General features: G+C 74.6%; 13 protein-coding genes. 5 read left to right on the top strand and 8 right to left on the bottom strand.

Annotated features, from left to right (window positions below; all coding sequences use genetic code 11):
- Nucleotides 1-261: 261 nt before the first annotated feature.
- Both NJC10_RS09115 and dinB read right to left on the bottom strand, forming a co-directional pair.
- On the bottom strand, nucleotides 262-636 hold the full coding sequence (locus tag NJC10_RS09115) for a DUF3040 domain-containing protein (RefSeq protein WP_319076108.1): 375 nt from the start codon (nucleotides 634-636) through the stop codon (nucleotides 262-264).
- 82 nt (nucleotides 637-718) lie between these two features.
- Complete coding sequence (gene dinB, locus NJC10_RS09110; RefSeq protein ID WP_319076107.1) at nucleotides 719-1,990, bottom strand: DNA polymerase IV; 1,272 nt, start codon at nucleotides 1,988-1,990, stop codon at nucleotides 719-721.
- A gap of 36 nt (nucleotides 1,991-2,026) precedes the next feature.
- Between dinB and NJC10_RS09105 the strand changes: the two genes are divergently transcribed.
- Nucleotides 2,027-3,148, top strand: a complete 1,122-nt coding sequence (locus NJC10_RS09105) for a polyprenyl synthetase family protein (protein WP_319076106.1) — start codon at nucleotides 2,027-2,029, stop codon at nucleotides 3,146-3,148.
- 44 nt (nucleotides 3,149-3,192) lie between these two features.
- Here NJC10_RS09105 and NJC10_RS09100 read toward each other — a convergent pair whose 3' ends face one another.
- A complete protein-coding gene (locus NJC10_RS09100) occupies nucleotides 3,193-3,591 on the bottom strand; it encodes an Rv2175c family DNA-binding protein (protein WP_298985441.1) in 399 nt (132 codons plus the stop codon).
- 268 nt (nucleotides 3,592-3,859) lie between these two features.
- Here NJC10_RS09100 and NJC10_RS09095 point away from each other — a divergent pair, with 268 nt between their 5' ends.
- The gene (locus NJC10_RS09095) at nucleotides 3,860-5,017 is read left to right on the top strand and encodes a LysM peptidoglycan-binding domain-containing protein (protein WP_319076102.1); all 1,158 of its coding nucleotides are present in this window, start codon (nucleotides 3,860-3,862) and stop codon (nucleotides 5,015-5,017) included.
- Nucleotides 5,018-5,061: 44 nt separating this feature from the next.
- Nucleotides 5,062-6,987 carry a Stk1 family PASTA domain-containing Ser/Thr kinase gene (gene pknB / locus NJC10_RS09090; protein ID WP_319076100.1) on the top strand — a complete coding sequence of 642 codons (1,926 nt, stop codon included), beginning with the start codon at nucleotides 5,062-5,064 and terminating at the stop codon, nucleotides 6,985-6,987.
- A gap of 21 nt (nucleotides 6,988-7,008) precedes the next feature.
- Here pknB and NJC10_RS09085 read toward each other — a convergent pair whose 3' ends face one another.
- Together NJC10_RS09085 and NJC10_RS09080 are read right to left on the bottom strand one after the other, a co-directional pair.
- Nucleotides 7,009-8,409, bottom strand: a complete 1,401-nt coding sequence (locus NJC10_RS09085; protein WP_298711332.1) for a class II 3-deoxy-7-phosphoheptulonate synthase — start codon at nucleotides 8,407-8,409, stop codon at nucleotides 7,009-7,011.
- Between the two features lie 64 nt (nucleotides 8,410-8,473).
- The gene (locus NJC10_RS09080) at nucleotides 8,474-9,187 is read right to left on the bottom strand and encodes a lysophospholipid acyltransferase family protein (protein ID WP_319076097.1); all 714 of its coding nucleotides are present in this window, start codon (nucleotides 9,185-9,187) and stop codon (nucleotides 8,474-8,476) included.
- A 70-nt stretch (nucleotides 9,188-9,257) separates the two neighbouring features.
- Here NJC10_RS09080 and NJC10_RS09075 point away from each other — a divergent pair, with 70 nt between their 5' ends.
- Together NJC10_RS09075 and NJC10_RS09070 are read left to right on the top strand one after the other, a co-directional pair.
- Complete coding sequence (locus NJC10_RS09075) at nucleotides 9,258-10,037, top strand: alpha/beta hydrolase (RefSeq protein ID WP_319076095.1); 780 nt, start codon at nucleotides 9,258-9,260, stop codon at nucleotides 10,035-10,037.
- Between the two features lie 103 nt (nucleotides 10,038-10,140).
- A complete protein-coding gene (locus NJC10_RS09070) occupies nucleotides 10,141-11,976 on the top strand; it encodes an AMP-dependent synthetase/ligase (protein WP_319076093.1) in 1,836 nt (611 codons plus the stop codon).
- Nucleotides 11,977-12,001: 25 nt separating this feature from the next.
- Here the strand turns inward: NJC10_RS09070 and NJC10_RS09065 are convergent, their stop codons facing one another.
- The 3 genes from NJC10_RS09065 to NJC10_RS09055 all read right to left on the bottom strand — a co-directional run bounded on the left by NJC10_RS09065 (nucleotide 12,002) and on the right by NJC10_RS09055 (nucleotide 17,694).
- A complete protein-coding gene (locus NJC10_RS09065; RefSeq protein WP_319076090.1) occupies nucleotides 12,002-13,465 on the bottom strand; it encodes a mycothione reductase in 1,464 nt (487 codons plus the stop codon).
- Between the two features lie 38 nt (nucleotides 13,466-13,503).
- The gene (locus NJC10_RS09060; RefSeq protein ID WP_319076088.1) at nucleotides 13,504-17,034 is read right to left on the bottom strand and encodes a pyruvate carboxylase; all 3,531 of its coding nucleotides are present in this window, start codon (nucleotides 17,032-17,034) and stop codon (nucleotides 13,504-13,506) included.
- 81 nt (nucleotides 17,035-17,115) lie between these two features.
- Complete coding sequence (locus NJC10_RS09055) at nucleotides 17,116-17,694, bottom strand: MerR family transcriptional regulator (protein WP_319076086.1); 579 nt, start codon at nucleotides 17,692-17,694, stop codon at nucleotides 17,116-17,118.
- Between the last annotated feature and the right edge of the window lie 11 nt (nucleotides 17,695-17,705).

The raw sequence follows: 17,705 nt of genomic DNA, 5'->3' as shown, positions 1-17,705 counted from the left end.
GGCCCGATGACGCCGCTCACCTCCGCGGAATCCCGCGGTCGTCGGCGGGTGGGGGGGCGGTGGAGAGCCGCCCACTCCGGGACACGCCGATGAGCCCCAGGACGCCGCCGGCCCCGATCCCGGGGCGGGATCGGGGCCGATGGAGGGCCGAGGAGGCGGTGGAGGAGGAAAGTGGAGGGGTCCGGTGGAGAAGAGTGGGGACGGGGCGGCGCGAGGACGGACCGGATCTCCCGCACCGGCGCGCTCAGCGCGCCGGTGCGGTCACGGCTCGCGGCGCCGGCGCTCGTCCCAGCGCTGCTCGAGGCGGGACATGAACTCGCCCCGCCCGGCGTCCGGGGTCGGACGCCCGGAGCGCCCGGGGCGGGCGGCCTGGGCCGGCCCCCGTGCCGTGAGCACCAGGATCCCGGCACCCAGCAGAAGGGTTCCCAGCACGCCGACGAGGAGGAGGTGGGTGGACACGCCCGCCAGGATGACGAGCAGGCCGACGACGCCGAGCACCGCCCCCAGCACGATGCGACGCACCGGGAGGGCGGGTCGCGACGTCTCCGCGAGCTGGGTGGCGAGGCGTGGGTCCTCGTCGTTGAGCTGGCGCTCCAGCTGGTCCAGCATGCGCTGTTCGTGCTCCGAGAGAGGCACTCCCGCTCCTTCGATCACAGGCGTCGTCCGTGAGGCCGCGGACGCGGGCGCACGGGGGCGCCGGGTCAGACCAGGATAGTGCTCACCGGACGCGCGTGCCAGGACCCCCGCGCGAGTCCGGCCGCGGGGCCGGCAGCAGCGACGCCGGACGGACGGCCGCCCCCGGGAAGCGCCGGGCGACGGCGTCGGCGGCGGTCTCGGCCTCCGTCCAGGCCGACGACGAGGCCGCCGGCTCCTCACCCTCGGCGGGGAAGAGCGCGTCCTGCGCGAGGACGGGCTCCCCCGCTGCCGTCAGGCGCTCGGCCCGCAGTCCCACGAGACGGACGGGGTGACGGCGTTCTGCCAGCAGCTCGTCGGCCAGCCGCCGGCCCGCGGCCACGAGGTCGTGGGCGGCCGCGCTCGGCCTCGGCAGCCGTGCGGTGCGGGCGCGCACCAGGCCGCGGGGGTCCTTCAGGCGCACCGTCACCCCCGCGGCCTCCACGCCGTCGGCGCGCAGCCGCGCCGCGACCCGGTGGCCGAGACGCAGCAGCTCGAGGGCCACCGCCTCCCCGTCGGTGGGGTCGACGTCGAAGGTGTGGTCGGCGCCCACCGTGCGCGCCGCCGCGCGCGGGGCCACCGGGCGGGGATCCCGGCCGCGGGCGAGCTCGGACCAGGCCGCGCCGGCGGCGCCGAACCACCCGCGCAGCCGCTCGGGGTCGGTCCGCGCGAGGTCGCCGATCGTGGCGATCCCCCGGGTCTCGAGCCGTCCCGCCATCACCGGGCCCACGCCCCACAGGTGCCCCACGGGCCGGGGGTGGAGGAAGGCGAGGGTGCGCTCGGGCGGGACGATCAGCAGCCCGTCCGGCTTCGCGGCGGTGGAGGCCATCTTCGCCACGAACTTCACGGCGGCCCCGCCCACCGTGCAGGGCAGGCCCAGCTCGTCCGCCACCCGACGGCGGATGAGCCGGGCGATGCGCTCGGGCGGTCCCAGCCGCCGTCGGGCGCCGGCCACGTCCAGGAACGCCTCGTCCACGCTGAGCTGCTCCATCACCGGGGTGACGCTCCCCAGCAGGGCCATGACCTCCGCCGAGACCGCACGGTAGACGTCCTGCCGCGGGGCCACCACCGCGAGCGGGGGGCACAGCGCCTTGGCGTGGGCGAGCGGCATGGCGGAGCGGACGCCGTACGCGCGCGCCTCGTACGAGGCGGAGAGGACGACGGAGCGCCCGATCGGGGACGCGACGGCCGCGGGCAGGCCCCGGAGCCCGGGCCGCTCCCGCACCTCCACGGACAGGAAGAAGGCGTCCATGTCCACGTGCAGGATCGAGGCCTCCCGCGCGGGTGCGGCGGCGGCATCGGACGGGCGTGCGGGCATGGGTCGAGCCTAGTGACCGGCGGCTAGGGTGTGGGCATGCCCGACGCCGCGACCCTGAGCCCCTCCCCCGCCGACGCGCCCTCGCCGGACACCCACCGCGCCGCCGTCGCGGCCCGGCTCGAGGAGATCCTGGACCGACGGCGGGACGACGCGCGGGCGATCCACCCCGGGGCGGTGCCGGTGGTGGACGCCATCGCCCGGCTCACCTCGGGCGGCAAGCGCCTGCGCGCCGTGCTGTGCTGGCTGGGCTGGCGCGCCGCCGGCGCGGACCCGGCTGACCCGCGCATCGTGACGGCAGGGGCCGCCTTCGAGCTCTTCCAGGCGGCGGCGCTCATCCACGACGACATCCTGGACCGCTCGGACACGCGCCGCGGCATGCCCAGCGTGCACCGGCACTTCGAGGCGACGCACCGCGCGGCGGGATGGCGTCACGAGGCGGAGCACTTCGGCGTCTCCGCGGCCATCCTGGCCGGCGACGTGTGCCTGGCCCTGAGCGACGAGGCGTTCGCCGAGGCGATCGCCGGCACGCCGCGGGCGGGCCGGGCTCGTGCGGAGATGGAGCGGATGCGCTTCGAGGTGATGGCCGGCCAGTACCTGGACGTCCTCGCGGAGATGACGCCCCCGGACCCGGATCCCGCCGAGGCCGTGCGTTCCGCGGCCACCGTCGTGGAGTTCAAGTCAGCCCGCTACTCGGCCGTGCACCCCCTCGCCCTGGGCGGGCTGCTCGCCGGGGCCGAGGACGCCCTCCTGGAGGCGTTCGCGGCGGTCTCGCTGCCGTTCGGCCTGGCCTTCCAGTATCACGACGACCTGCTGGGCGTCTTCGGCGACCCTGCCCTCACGGGCAAGCCGAGTGGAGACGACCTGCGGGAGGGCAAGCGGACGGTCCTGATCGCGCGGGCCGCGGCGCTCCTCGACCCCGCCGAGGCGGAGGCCCTGGACGCCGACCTGGGCGACGCCGACCTCGCGGACGACCGGGTGGCCCACTGGCAGCGCCGGCTGGAGGAGTGCGGCGCGCGCGCCGCGGTGGCGGCCGACGTCGACCGGCTCTCCGCGGAGGCGACCGCGGGGGTCGCCGCCTGGGAGGGGCTGGGCGTGGAAGACGCGGTCTGCTCTGCGGTGAGCGGGCTGATCGACGCGTTCACCCGCCGCTCCGCCTGAGGCGGGGCGCGCGCGGCACCACGGGAGGGCTCACCGGGCCGACGTCACCAGGCGAGTGCCTGCGCGCGCCGCCGCACCTCGGTCTTGTGTCCGCCGCGCAGCGCGTCGATCGGGCGGCCAGGGAGGGACTCGTCCGGTGTGAAGAGCCAGCGCAGGGCCTCGGCGTCGCTGTACCCGGCGTCCTGCAGGAGCACGAGAGTGCCGCGCAGGGAGTCGAGGATCCCCTCCTCGTCGAGGAAGAGCGCCGGGACGGCGCGCACCGCGGGATCGGGACGACGGACGGCGATGAGGCGGCGGTCCTTCACGAGGGAGTGCACGCGCGTCACCACGACGTCGAGCCGCTCGGCGACGTCGGGCAGCGCGAGCCACTCGCCCACGAGGGCGTCGAGCTCGGCGGGGATGGCGTCGGCGGGGACGCGGGAGTCTGAGGAGGGAATGGTCACGCGTCCAGGGTACGCGCGGCCGCGGGACGCCTCCGGGCCCCCGTGACGGTGAATACAGGGTGAACTGCGAGTGACAATTGACGTCCGAGCTGCACAGAAATTCCTCAGCAATGGGGAATGGGAGATCAGATCACGTTCCGATAACATCGACGAGGTCGCACGGCACGACGGGGCGGGCTCACGCTCCCCCACTCCGCCCGACTGCTGGGGAACCCCAGCGCTTCCCCACCGCCATGTCCCGCATGACCCTGGATCCGAGGTCCTCACCGTGCCCCTCTCCGCTCGCACCCCCGCCCGCCGCCGCCTGCGCTCCGCACTCGCCGGCGGAGCCGTCCCCCTGATGCTCCTGGCCGCCGTCCCGGCGCAGTCCCAGGCCGCTGAGACCACCTACACCGTGCGCCCCGGCGACGGCTGGTGGGTCATCTCGGAGCGCACCGGCGTCCCCATGTCCACCCTGTGGTCCCTCAACGGGATGAGCGCGTCCACGATGCTCCACCCCGGCATGGTCCTGAAGACCGGCGCGGCCGCCTCCGCCCCGGCCCCCGCGCCGGCCTCCTCCACCACCTACACCGTGCGCCCCGGCGACGGCTGGTGGGTCATCTCGGAGCGCACCGGCGTCCCCATGTCCACCCTGTGGTCCCTCAACGGGATGAGCGCCTCCACGATGCTCCACCCCGGCATGGTCCTGAAGACCGGCGCGGCCACCTCCACCCCGGCCCCCACGCCGACCCCGACGCCCGCCCCCGCGCCGACCACCGGGTCCACCGTGCGCTACACCGTGGTCACCGGCGACACCCTGTGGGGCATCTCCCAACGCTTCGAGGTCTCCATCTCCCAGCTGCTCAGCCTCAACGGGATCACCGCGGAGTCCATCCTGCGGCCCGGCCAGGTGCTCGTGATCTCCAACGGCGCCGTGGCCCCGCAGCCCGTCTCGGACGTCCAGCCGATCGGCAACACCTTCCTGCACTACACGTACCCGCCGCACGTGACCGCCGCGGCCAACGAGAACTACCGCCTGCTCCAGTCCGTGCCGGTGCCCTCCCGCGAGCAGATGCAGCAGATCGTCCGCGAGACGGCCGTCAAGATGGGCGTCGACCCGCGCCTGGCCCTGGCCCACGCGTACACCGAGTCGCGCTTCAACCAGCGGGCGGTCTCCCCCGCCAACGCGATCGGCACGATGCAGGTCATCCCCGTGACGGGCGAGTTCGCGTCCCAGCTTGTGGGCCGGAAGCTGAACCTGCTGGACCCGTACGACAACGTGACGGCAGGCATCGCGTACATCAAGTACATCCAGGCCCGCACGCCCACCCTCGAGCTGGGGATCGGCGCCTACTACCAGGGCCTCGGCGGCGTGCTGCGCGACGGCCCCCGCCCGGACACCGTGGACTACATCGCCAAGGTGAAGGCCGCGATGGCCATGTTCTGAGCGGCGCCCGCCGCGGACGGGATCCGGTCCTCTAGGCTGGAGCGATGAGCAGCACACGCCGCGACCCCCTCGTCGGGGGCATCGTCGACGGCCGCTACGAGGTCCGGGACCGCCTCGCCCGCGGCGGCATGTCCACGGTCTACCGGGCCGTGGACCTGCGCCTCGACCGCGAGGTCGCGCTCAAGGTCATGCACCCGCACCTCGCGGAGGACCCGGCCCTCGTGGGCCGCTTCGAACGCGAGGCGAAGACCGCCGCCCGGCTCTCGCACCCGCACATCGTCGCGGTGCTGGACCAGGGGCACACCGACGACGGCGACGGCGGGGTGCTGGCCTACCTCGTCATGGAGCTCGTGCCGGGCCACACGCTGCGCACGGTGGTCCGCGAGGACGCGCCGCTGACCCCGCGCGAGGCCCTCGCCGTCCTCGCCCCGGCGGTGGACGGCCTGGCGGCGGCCCACCGTGCGGGGCTCGTGCACCGGGACGTGAAGCCGGAGAACGTCCTGGTCTCCACGGACGGGCGGATCACCGTGGCCGACTTCGGCCTCTCCCGCGCGGCCACCACCCACACCGCCACCGGGCAGGCGCTCGTGGGAACGCCGGCCTACCTCGCCCCGGAGTTCATCACGGGCGGGACCGCGGACGCCCGCGCCGACGTGTACGCGGCGGGCATCGTGCTCTTCGAGCTGCTCACGGGCCGGCAGCCCTATCCGGCGGCGACCCCCATCCGCGTGGCCTACCGGCACGTGCACGAGCGCGTGCCCGTGCCGTCCTCGGTGGTCCCCGGACTGCCCGAGCCCCTCGACGACCTCGTCCTGTGGTGCACGGAGCCGGACCCCGCGGATCGTCCCGCCGACGCCGGGGCGCTCCTCACCGAACTGCACTCCCTGGCCGAGCGGCTCACGCCCGAGGAGTTGGACCACCGTCCCCACGGCCATCCTGTCCCGGTGGACGACGAGACGCGGGTGCTGGCCTCTGCGCCGCGGCACTCCGGCGACCCCGAGACCGCCGTGCTCGACGCCGTCCACGGCGCCTCCACGCCCCGCTCCTCCCCGGCGCCCGCATCCTCGGCATCCCCGGCACCGGCGGCGGACCCGGCGCCGCTCCCGCGCACGGACCCGCCCGCGTCACGAGACCGTCCTGACATGCGGGAGCCCGCCGCGTCCCGCGCGCGCCCCGCGGCCACCCCCCGTCCCCCCCGTCCGGCCCGTGAGGGCCGTCGCGCCGCGCGCCGGCCCGAGGTGCCGCTCGGCGAGGGGGCCGGCAGGACGGTGGCGATCGGCACGGCGGTCACCCTCCTGCTCACCGGTGCCGCGCTGCTCCTGGGATGGACGCTCGGCTCGGGCGGTGCCCCGCTCGGCGCGGCCGGCGTCGCCGTCATGCCGGCGCTCGAGGGGCTGGACCGCGCCACCGCGGAGGAGCGGCTGGCCCACGCCCGTGTGGCGGTCGAGGTCTCGGCCCGGGCCGACGAGCGCTACTCGGACGGCACGGTGGCGGCCGCCGCTCCGGCCGCGGGAGACCCGCTGGCCCCGGGCACGCGCGTGGAGCTGACCGTCTCCACCGGCCCGGCCCCCGTGTCCGTCCCGGACCTGACGGGCTCCACCATCACGCGGGCCCACGCGCGCGCCGCCGAAGAGCACCTGCGGGTGAGCGTGGCGGAGCGGCGGACCGACCGCGAGGTCCCGGCCGGCACCGTGCTCCTCCAGACCCCGGCCGCCGGAGCGCAGGCCGCGCCGGACTCCGCGGTCCGCGTGGTGGTGTCCGCGGGTCCGGCGCGCCGCGTCGTGCCCGAGCTCGGCGGGCAGGACGTGGCCCGGGCCCGGTCCGCCCTCGAGGAGCTGGGCTTCACGGTGCGCGTCCACGAGGCCCCGCTCACGCCGCTGCGGGAGCGCTCCCCCGTCGTGGCGCGCCAGAGCCCTGCCGCCGGGACGGAGCTGGACGAGGGCACCGCCGTCGAGGTCTGGGGCCTCTGACGGCGCCCTCCCCGCCGAAGGTCAGCCGCGCTCGGGGTGGGAGAGCGCGTCGGTGACGGCGAACGCCATCTCGAGCGACTGCTGATGGTTCAGCCGCGGGTCGCACAGGGTCTCGTAGCGCGCGTCGAAGTCGGCCTCGTTCACCGGCTCCGAGCCGCCGAGGCACTCGGCCACGTCGTCGCCCGTGAGCTCCACGTGCATGCCGCCCGGGTGGGTGCCGAGGGCGCGGTGCACCTCGAAGAAACCGCTGACCTCGTCCATGACGTCCTCGAAGCGGCGCGTCTTGTAGCCGTTCGCGGCGGTGACCGTGTTGCCGTGCATGGGATCGGTGACCCACACCGGCTGCACGCCCGCATCGCGCACGCCCTCCACGATCCCGGGGAGGACGTCACGGATGACGCCCGCCCCCATGCGCGTGATGAAGGTGAGGCGGCCGGGCTCGCGCTCCGGGTCCAGCTTCTCCGCGAGCTCGAGCGCGTCCGCCGCCGTCGTGGTGGGGCCGAGCTTCACGCCGATCGGGTTGCGGACGCGGGAGAGGTAGTCCACGTGGGCGCCGGCCACGTCGCGCGTGCGCTCCCCGATCCACAGGAAGTGCGCGCTCGTGGCGTAGGGGTCGCCGCTGCGGGAGTCCACGCGCGTCAGTGCACGCTCGTAGTCGAGGAGCAGCGCCTCGTGCGCGGAGTAGAACTCGGTGCGGCGCATCGCCTCGAAGTCCACGCCGGCGGCGTCCATGAACCGGACGGCGCGGTCGATCTCCGCCGCGAGCTCCTCGTACTGCGCGTACGCGGGGTTGGCCATGAACCCCTGGTTCCACTGGTGGACGCTGCGCAGGTCCGCGAAGCCGCCCTGCGTGAACGCTCGCACCAGGTTCAGGGTGGAGGCGGCCGTGTGGTAGGCCCGCACCATGCGCCGCGCGTCGTGGCGGCGCGCCTCCTCCGTGAACTCGTAGCCGTTCACGATCTCCCCGCGGAAGCTCGGCAGGGTGACCCCGTCGCGGGTCTCGGTGTCCGAGGAACGCGGCTTGGCGAACTGCCCGGCGATCCGCCCCATCTTCACCACGGGCATCGACGCCCCGTAGGTGAGCACGGCGGACATCTGGAGGATGGTCTTCACGCGGGCGCTGATGCGGTTGGCGGTGGAGCCGGCGAAGGTCTCGGCGCAGTCGCCACCCTGCAGGAGGAACGCCTCACCGCGGGCCACGGCGGCCAGGCGGGTGCGCAGCACGTCCACCTCGCCGGCGAAGACGAGCGGGGGCACGGTGCTCAGCTCGGCGACGGCCGCCTCGTAGTCCTCCCGGTCCGCCCAGGAGGGGGCCTGCGTGATGGGCAGCGAGCGCCAGTCGTCGAGGCCCGGGGTGTCCGCGGCGCCCTCCGTGATGGCGGTGCCGAAGGCCAGGATCTGATCGCGGGGGTCCGAACTCATGCCTCCAGGCTAGGGGCGCACCGGGGCCGGGGCGCGCGCATGACGCGGCGCGGTGGCCCGCGCCTCACGCGCCCGGGCGGCTCCGGGGCGGGGCGACGGCGCGGCCCGCCTTCACGTCCCCGGCGTACGCATCCACGTACTCCTGGCCGGAGAGCCGGCGGATCGCCTCCATGACCTCGTCCGTGACCTCGCGCAGGACGCGCGGGTCGTCCGCGTCCGCGACGCGGTCGGAGAAGTCCAGGGGCTCCCCGAAGATCATCCCGAGGCGGCGGATCGAGGGCAGGCTGCGTCCGATCGGCTGCACGCGGTCCGTGCCGATCATGGCGATCGGCACCACGGGGGCGCCGGTGGCCAGGGCGAGCTTCGCCACGCCGATCTTGCCGCGGTGCAGCCGCCCGTCCGGGCTGCGGGTCCCCTCGGGGTAGATGCCCAGCAGGTCCCCCCGGCGCAGGCAGTCCACGCCTGCCTCGAGCGAGCGCAGGGAGGCGGCCCCGCCCGAGCGGTCCATGGGCAGCTGGTTGGCGGCCTCGAAGAACTTCCGGGTGACCCAGCCCTTGACGCCGGGTCCGGTGAAGTACTCCTTCTTCGCCAGGAAGTGCACCTGGCGGTCGAGCATCGCCGGCATGAACACGGAGTCCGAGACGGAGAGGTGGTTGCTCGCGAGGATCGCCGGGCCGGACGCCGGGACGTTGCCCAGGCCCTTGACCCAGGGGCGGAACAGCACGCGGGTGGCGGGGGCCACGACGAAGGTCTTGGCGGACCAGTAGAACGTGGACACGGCGGGGCCTTCCGGAGACGGGGCGGGTGCGGAGACCATCCTACGCAGGGGTCCGCCGTAGTCTGACGCCATGGTCCAGCACTTCGAGGTCCGCGCCGAGCATCGCCCGTTCCGCCTGCCCCCCGCCGCGCCCGCCCGCGTGCCGCACACCGTGGTGATGCTGCACGGCTTCACCTCCGGTCCCCACTCCGTGCGGGCGTGGGCCGAGGGCCTCGCGGCGGCGGGCTCCGAGGTCGCCGTCCCGCTGCTCCCCGGCCACGGCACCCACTGGCGCGACCTCGCGGACACCCCCGCCCCTGAGATCCGGGCGGCCGTGCGCCGGACCGTCGACGCCGAGCTCGCCCGCGGGCTGCCGGTCGTCGTCGCAGGCCTGTCCCTGGGCGGCGCCCTGGCCCTCGACGCCGCCGCGCACCGGCCGGTGGCGGGCGTCCTGCTCGTGAACCCCGCCCTGCGCTTCGCGAGCCCGCTCGCCCCGGCCGCCCCGCTGCTGCGGCACGTGGTGCCCACCGTGGCCTCGATCGCCAACGACGTGGCCGACCCCGAGGCGGACGAGCTCGCGTACGAGCGCACGCCGGTGGCCGGCGTCGCGGCCGTGGGCGCGATCCAGCGGGCGGCGCGCCGCGGGCTCGGCCGGGTCACGGCTCCCGTGACGGTCTTCCGCTCGGCGCGCGACGCCGTCGTCCCCGCCGCGAGCCACCGCACCCTCCTGCGCGGACTGCGCCGCGCGCCCGTCCAGGTGGTGCCCCTGCCGCGCAGTCGGCACGTGGCCACGATGGACCTCGACGGGGAGCTGCTGGTCGAGCGCAGCCGGACCGCCGTCGCCGGCGCCGTGCAGGGGCTCCTGCGGTAGGCTGGCCTGTGATCCGCCTCACCTGACAGCCCCGTGCGTCCACGCCGCGATCCGCCCGGGTCCCCGCAGCGGCGCAGAGGAGGCGCCCGACCCAAGGAGGACCATGCGCGAGGTCAGCGAGCCCTACCACCCCCGGCTGTCGCCGGAGGCCAACATCACCGACGTCCTGGAGCGCCAGGCCCGCGAACGCCCGGACGCCGCGCTCTTCGCCGTGCCCGAGGGCGAGGGCGGCTGGCGGGACGTCACCGCGGCGCAGGCCCGCGACCGCGTCGCCGAGCTCGCCCGCGGGCTCATGGCCGCCGGCATCGGTCCCGGGGACCGCGTGGGCCTCATGGCCGCCACGCGCCTGGAGTGGACGCTGGTGGACTTCGCCATCTGGTACGCCGGCGCCGTCACCGTGCCGATCTACGAGACCTCGTCCGCCTCCCAGGTGGCCTGGATCCTCGAGGACTCCGGTGTTCGCGCCGTGGTCGCCGACACCGCCGAGCGCGCCAAGACCGTGCGGGACGCCGTGCACCGTGAGGGGCTCGACGCCCTGGTGGGCCTCTGGACCATGGACGCCCCCGACGGCGAGCCGGGCGCCGGACTGGACGAGCTGACCCGCCTCGGGGCGGACGTCACGGAGGCCGACCTCGAGGCGCGGCGCTCCGCCACGCACCTGGCCGACCTCGCCACGATCATCTACACCTCGGGCACGACCGGCCGCCCCAAGGGGTGCGAGCTCACCCACGGGAACTTCGCGGAGCTGGTGAACCAGACCCTCTCCTCCTCGCTGGGCGAGGTCGTCACCGAGGACGCCAGCACCGTGCTGTTCATCCCGCTCGCGCATGTGTTCGCACGCTTCGTCTCGGTGCTCACCGTGGGGGCCGGCGCGCGCTGCGGGCACGTCGCGGACCTCGCGCAGCTCTCGGGCTCGCTGCAGTCCTTCCAGCCCACGTTCCTCCTGGCCGTGCCCCGCGTGTTCGAGAAGATCTACAACGCCGCACTGCTCTCCGCGCAGTCCGGGGGCAAGGGGCGGATCTTCGAGCGCGGCGCGGACATCGCGGTCCGCTACTCCAAGGCCCTGGACTCCGGGAAGGTGCCCGTGCCGCTGCGCGTCAGCCGCGCCTTCTACTCGGCGCTCATCTACCGTCGCATCCGCACCGCCATGGGCGGACGCCTGCGGTACGCGGTCTCCGGCGGCGGCCCCCTCTCCCCCGACCTCGCGCACTTCTTCCGCGGCCTGGGCGTCACCATCCTCGAGGGCTACGGCCTGACCGAGACGACGGCGCCCGTGACGGTCGGCCGTCCGGGCGGCCTGCGCATCGGCACGGTGGGTCTTCCGCTGGGCGGCAACGAGGTCCGGATCGCCGAGGACGGGGAGATCCTCACCCGCGGCACCTCGCTCATGCGCGGCTACCACAACCGCCCCGAGGCGGACGCCGAGGCCTTCGAGGACGGCTGGTTCCGCACCGGCGACTTCGGCAGCCTCGACGACGACGGCTACCTGCGCATCACGGGCCGCAAGAAGGAGATCCTCGTGACGGCCAGCGGCAAGAACGTGGCGCCGGCCCAGCTGGAGGATGCCATCCGCTCCGACGCGCTCATCTCCCAGGTGATGGTCGTCGGCGATGCGAAGCCCTTCGTCGCGGCGATCGTGACCCTCGACGCCGAGACCCTGCCCGCCTGGCTCGCCGCCCACGGCCTGCCCCGGACCCTGGATGTTGCCGCCGCCGCCCGGGAGGAGAAGGTGCGCGCCCACATCCAGGCCGCCGTGGACCGCGCCAACGCCACCGTGTCCCGCGCGGAGGGCATCCGCGAGTTCCGGATCCTGGACCGGGACTTCTCCCAGGACGAGGGCCACATGACGCCCTCGCTGAAGATGAAGCGCGCGGCCATCCTCCGCGACTTCCAGAAGGAGATCGAGGACATCTACGCGGGCGCCGCCCCCCGCCCCTGACCGGGGCGGCGTGGCGGGGGCGGCGTCAGAGGAGCCCGCAGTCCGGGACGTCGAGCCCCAGCAGGGCGTTCTCGATGACCTCCGTGAGGGCGGGGTGCGGCCAGTACTGCCCCCGCGCCATCGTGTGGGCGTCGAGCCCGAACGTCATGGCCTGCACGAAGGGCTGGATGAGGTTGGCGGCCTCGTGCCCGAGGATGTGGGCGCCCAGGATGCGTCCCGTCGCCCGCTCGGCCACCACCGTGCACAGCCCCTCACGGTCCTCCATGGCCCAGCCGTACGCCACGTCGCCGAACCGCTGGACCTTCACGGTGACGGCCTCCGCGCCGTGCTCGAGGAGGGCCTGGGCCTCGGTCTGCCCGACCGAGGCGACCTGGGGCCGCGTGAACACCGCGGCGGGGACCGGGACGTCGCCGATGGCGCGGAGGTCGTCGGGGTGCTCGAGGTTGTGCGCCACCACGCGGGCCTCGCGGTTGGCGACGTGCTTGAGCTGCCAGTCGTTGGCGGCGTCGCCCAGGGCGAAGACCCCCTCGGCCGGCTCGCCGCCGCGCAGCACGCGCTGGTGCTCGTCCACCGCGAGCACGCCGCCCTCGGTGAGGTCCAGGCCGGCGGCGTCCACGTGCAGCCGGTCCGTGTTGGGGATGCGGCCGACGGCCACGAGCACCGCGTCGGCCTCGATCTCCTCCTCCACCGTCCCGCTCTGCTCCTGGCCCTCGGCGGGGTCCAGGCGGACCCGCACCCAGCCGTCGGCGGCGCGCGCCGCGTCCTCGGCGGGCTCGACGCCGGCCAGCGTCCATCCGGTGCGCACGTCCCACTGCTCGCGGGCGATCTCGGTGAAGCGCGTGGACACCGTGAGGTCGTGCTCCTTCAGCAGCCGGTGTCCGCGGTTCAGCACGATCACCTCGGAGCCGAGGGCGGAGAAGATCGCGGCGAACTCCACGCCGATGTAGCCGCCGCCGACCACCACCAGTCGGCGCGGGAGACGGTCCAGGCGCATCACCGTGTTCGAGGTGTGGACCGAGGGCAGGTCCATGCCCGGGACGTCCGGCACGGCCGGGCGGGAGCCGACCGCCACGACCACGCGGTCAGCGGTGAGCACGCGCCCGGTCGCCGTCTCCAGGCGCCGCTCCCCCGTGAACCTGACCTCCTCGCGCACCACGGTGACGTGCGGCTGGTCCTCGCTGCGGAAGCGCAGCCCGTCGGCGCTGATGCCGTCGATGCGCGTGAAGATCCGATCGCGGATGGCCGGGAAGTCCGCCCCCGTGAACTCGAGCCCCACCCCGAGGCGCGCGGCCTCGGCGGGGGTCGCCGCGAGCTGGGCGGGGTAGGCGTACATCTTCGTGGGGATGCAGCCCACGTTCAGGCACGTGCCTCCGAAGGTGCCGGAGTCCACGAGGGCGACGCGGCGGCCCTCCCAGTGCTCCGTGATGAGCGTGTTGCCCGATCCGGAGCCGATGACGATCAGGTCGAAGCGTTCCTCAGACGTGGACATTCCCCCAGCCTAGGGGCTGGGGGCATGTCGTCGCTGGCTCACTGACCGTCGATCACCAGGATCAGGTCGCCGCCGTTGACGGGCGTCACGCCCTCCGTCACCACTCGCGAGACCGTGCCGGAGACGGGGGCGGTGATGGCCGCCTCCATCTTCATGGCCTCGATCGTGGCCACGGGCCGGCCGGCCTCCACGGCGTCGCCCACGGCGACCTGCACCGTCACCGAGCCCGCGAAGGGCGCCGCCACGTGGCCGGCCGCCGCGGGGTCGGCCTTCTCGGCGGTGCGGACCGTGGACTCCACCGAGCGGTCCCGCACCATCACCTGGCGCAGCTGCCCGTTGAGGGTGAGCATGACGGTGCGCATGCCCTTCTCGTCGGGCTCGGAGACGGACTGCAGGACGGCCAGCAGGCGGACGCCGCGGCCGAGCGAGATGACGTGCTCCCGCCCCGGGACGAGCCCGTAGAGGAAGTCGCGCGTGTGCAGCGTCCCGGTGTCGCCGAACTCGTCGCGGTGCGCCTCGTACTCCCGCGTGGGGGCGGGGAAGAGGAGGCGGTTCAGGGTGTCGCGACGCTCCTGGCCGCCGGCGGCCAGGGCGGCCGCGTCCTCGGAGCTCACCTCGGCCGTGCCGGCGCCCTCGCGGCGGCCCTGCAGGGCCTTCGTGCGGAAGGGCTCCGGCCAGCCCCCGGGCGGGTCGCCGAGCTCGCCGCGCAGGAAGCCGACCACGGAGTCGGGGATGTCGAAGTCCTGCGGCCGCTCCCCGAACTCCGCCGGGTCCACGCCCTGGCCCACGAGCTGGAGTGCGAGGTCGCCCACCACCTTGGAGGACGGGGTCACCTTCACGATGTTGCCCAGCAGGCCGTTGGCCGCCGCGTACATCGACTCGATCTGCTCGAACCGCTCCCCCAGCCCCAGGGCGATCGCCTGGGTGCGGAGGTTGGAGAGCTGGCCGCCCGGGATCTCGTGGCGGTACACGCGGCCGGTCGGTGCCGGCAGGCCGGCCTCGAACGGCGCGTACACGGTGCGCACGGACTCCCAGTAGGGCTCCATGGCCGTGGCCGCGTCGAGGCCGAGGCCGGTGTCCCGCTCGGTGTGCTCGAGCGCGGCCACCAGAGCGGACAGCGGCACCTGGCTCGTGGTGCCCGCCATGGACGCGGTGGCCGTGTCCACGGCGTCGACGCCCGCCTCGGAGGCCGCGAGCAGGGTGGCCAGCTGGCCGCCGGCCGTGTCGTGCGTGTGCAGGTGGACGGGCAGGTCGAACTCGGCGCGCAGGGCGCCCACGAGCTCCCGCGCGGCGGCGGGGCGCAGCAGCCCGGCCATGTCCTTGATGGCCAGCACGTGCGCGCCGGCGTCGACCATCCGGCGGGCGAGCCCCAGGTAGTAGTCGAGGGTGTAGAGGGTCTCGGCCGGGTCGGTCATGTTGCCCGTGTAGCACAGCGCCGCCTCCGCGACGGCGGTGCCCGTGGCCCGCACGGCCTCGATCGCCGGGGTGATCTGGGAGACGTCGTTGAGGGCGTCGAAGATGCGGAAGACGTCCACGCCGGTGGCGGCGGCCTCGGCCACGAACGCGTCCGTCACCTCGGTGGGGTACGGCGTGTAGCCCACGGTGTTCCGCCCGCGCAGCAGCATCTGGATCGGGATGTTGGGCAGCTCCGCGCGGAGCAGGGCCAGCCGCTTCCACGGGTCCTCGTGCAGGAAGCGCAGGGCGACGTCGTACGTGGCCCCGCCCCAGGCCTCCACGGACAGCAGCCCGGGGAGGGTGTGGGCGACGGCGGGCGCGGCGGCCAGGAGGTCGCGCGTGCGCACACGGGTGGCGAGGAGGGACTGGTGGGCGTCGCGGAACGTGGTGTCCGTGACGGCCAGCGCGGTCTGCTCGCGCAGCGCGGCGGCGAAGCCCTCCGGGCCCCGCTCGAGCAGCACCTGGCGCCAGCCGGGCGGCGGCACGGCCGCGGGGTCACGGCTCGGCCCGTCGAACGGCGAGCGGTCGGGCTCCTGGCGCTTGTCCCCGGGGTGCTCGGGCAGCCGGTCGCGCGGGTCGATGCCCTCGACGCGGGGGCCGTGCGGCTGGTTGACCGTGACGTCTGCGAGGAACTGCAGCGCCTTGGAGCCGCGGTCCTGCGAGCGGTTCACGGAGGCCAGCTCGGGGTGCTTGTCGATGAAGTCGGTGGCCACGTCCCCGCTGAGGAACTGCGGGTCGTCCATGACGTTCATGAGGAAGGGGATGTTCGTCGCCACGCCGCGCACGCGGAACTCGGCCAGCGCGCGGCGGACGCGGCGCACGGCGGTGGCGTAGTCCCGCCCGCGGCACGTGAGCTTCACGAGCATCGAGTCGAAGTGGGGGCTGACCTCGGCACCGGCGTAGATGGTGCCGCCGTCGAGCCGCACGCCCGAGCCGCCGGCGGACCTGTACGCCGTGATGGTGCCGGTGTCCGGGCGGAACCCGTTCGCCGGGTCCTCGGTGGTGATGCGGCACTGCATGGCGAAGCCGCGCACGTGCAGGGAGTCCTGCGTGATGCCGAGCTCCGGCAGGGTGGCGCCGCCGGCGATGCGCAGCTGGGCCGCCACGAGGTCGACGTCCGTGACCTCCTCGGTGACCGTGTGCTCCACCTGGATGCGGGGGTTCATCTCGATGAACACGTGCTGGCCGGCGCGCTCGCCTGCGGTGTCCACCAGGAACTCGACGGTGCCGGCGTTGACGTACCCCATCTCCTTGGCGAAGGCGACGGCGTCCCGGTGCAGGGCCTGGCGGATGTCCTCGTCCAGGTTCGGTGCCGGCGCCATCTCGATGACCTTCTGGTGGCGCCGCTGCAGCGAGCAGTCGCGCTCGAAGAGGTGCACCACGTTGCCCTCGGAGTCCGCAAGGATCTGGACCTCGATGTGCCGAGGGCGCAGGACGGCCTGCTCGAGGAAGACTGTGGGGTCGCCGAACGCGGTCTCCGCCTCGCGCATCGCGGCCTGGAGGGAGTCCCGCAGGTCCTCGCGTCGCTCGACACGGCGCATGCCGCGACCGCCGCCGCCGGCGACGGCCTTGACGAAGATGGGGAAGCCGATGCCCTCCGCCTGTTCCAGGAGCCACTCGACGTCCGCGCTCGGCTCGGAGGAGGCGAGCGTGGGGATGCCCGCCTTCTTCGCGGCGCGCAGGGCCTCCACCTTGTTGCCGGTCAGCTCCAGCACGTCCGCGGGCGGGCCCACGAAGGTGATGCCGTTCTCGGCCGCCGCGCGGGCCAGGCCCGCGTTCTCGGAGAGGAAGCCGTAGCCGGGGTAGATCGCGTCCGCGCCGGCGTCCTTGGCGACGCGGATGATCTCGTCCACGTCGAGGTAGGCGCGGACCGGGTGGCCCTCCTCGCCGATGCGGTAGGCCTCGTCCGCCTTCTGGCGGTGGATGGAGTTGCGGTCCTCGACGGGGAAGACCGCGACGGTGCGGGCTCCCAGCTCGTAGCAGGCACGGAAGGCGCGCACCGCGATCTCGCCGCGGTTCGCCACGAGGACCTTGGAGAAGACGGGGGTCGAACCGGCCTCGGCCTGCCGACCCGCGGCGCTGCGGGTGGTGACGGATTCCTCAGGTGCATTCATACCCCGAGTGTGTCACAGCGCACCCTGATTGCCCGTGACCTGACCTACACATGACGCGCGGGGACCGCCGCCAGGCGGGTCTCAGGAGGCGCTGCGGGCGGGCCGGCGGGCGTGCCGACGCCGGGCGAGCTCGTCCGCGGGCTCGTCCGTCGCGGCGCCGAGCAGCTCGCTGGGGAGGTCGGCCAGGCTCCCCTCGACCTCACGCCACACGCGGCCCACGGCGATCCCGAAGACGCCCTGCCCGCCCTGCACGAGGTCCACGACCTCGTCCGCGGAGGTGCACTCGTATACGGAGGCGCCGTCGCTCATCAGGGTGATCTGGGCCAGGTCCGCGACGCCGCGCTCGCGCAGGTGCGCGACGGCGGTGCGGATCTGCTGGAGGGACACGCCCGTGTCCAGGAGCCGCTTGACGACCTTGAGCACGAGGATGTCGCGGAACGAGTAGAGGCGCTGAGATCCGCTGCCGGCCGCTCCGCGCACGGTGGGCACCACGAGGTCGGTGCGCGCCCAGTAGTCGAGCTGCCGGTACGTGATGCCCGCGGCCTTGCACGCGGTCGGGCCGCGGTAGCCGACGTCGCCGTCGGGTGAGGAGGCCTCGAAGAGGCTGTCCTGCCGGCCGGCGATCACGGGCGGATGGCCGGCACCTGTCCTCGGCGTCATGGGTGGACCCT

The sequence above is a fragment of the Micrococcus sp. M4NT genome, from assembly GCF_033790745.1.
GTDB lineage: Bacteria > Actinomycetota > Actinomycetes > Actinomycetales > Micrococcaceae > Micrococcus.
Note: the sequence above shows the minus strand (reverse complement) of the source record. Positions and strands in the feature narration are given on the sequence as shown.

Bases quoted from the DNA above. Each gene is read 5' to 3' on its own strand.
- pknB (WP_319076100.1), top strand. From the start codon at position 5,062: ATGAGCAGCACACGCCGCGACCCCCTCGTCGGGGGCATCGTCGACGGC.
- NJC10_RS09065 (WP_319076090.1), bottom strand. From the start codon at position 13,465: ATGTCCACGTCTGAGGAACGCTTCGACCTGATCGTCATCGGCTCCGGA.
- NJC10_RS09055 (WP_319076086.1), bottom strand. From the start codon at position 17,694: ATGACGCCGAGGACAGGTGCCGGCCATCCGCCCGTGATCGCCGGCCGG.
- NJC10_RS09085 (WP_298711332.1), bottom strand. From the start codon at position 8,409: ATGAGTTCGGACCCCCGCGATCAGATCCTGGCCTTCGGCACCGCCATC.
- dinB (WP_319076107.1), bottom strand. From the start codon at position 1,990: ATGCCCGCACGCCCGTCCGATGCCGCCGCCGCACCCGCGCGGGAGGCC.
- NJC10_RS09070 (WP_319076093.1), top strand. From the start codon at position 10,141: ATGCGCGAGGTCAGCGAGCCCTACCACCCCCGGCTGTCGCCGGAGGCC.
- NJC10_RS09075 (WP_319076095.1), top strand. From the start codon at position 9,258: ATGGTCCAGCACTTCGAGGTCCGCGCCGAGCATCGCCCGTTCCGCCTG.
- NJC10_RS09105 (WP_319076106.1), top strand. From the start codon at position 2,027: ATGCCCGACGCCGCGACCCTGAGCCCCTCCCCCGCCGACGCGCCCTCG.
- NJC10_RS09060 (WP_319076088.1), bottom strand. From the start codon at position 17,034: ATGAATGCACCTGAGGAATCCGTCACCACCCGCAGCGCCGCGGGTCGG.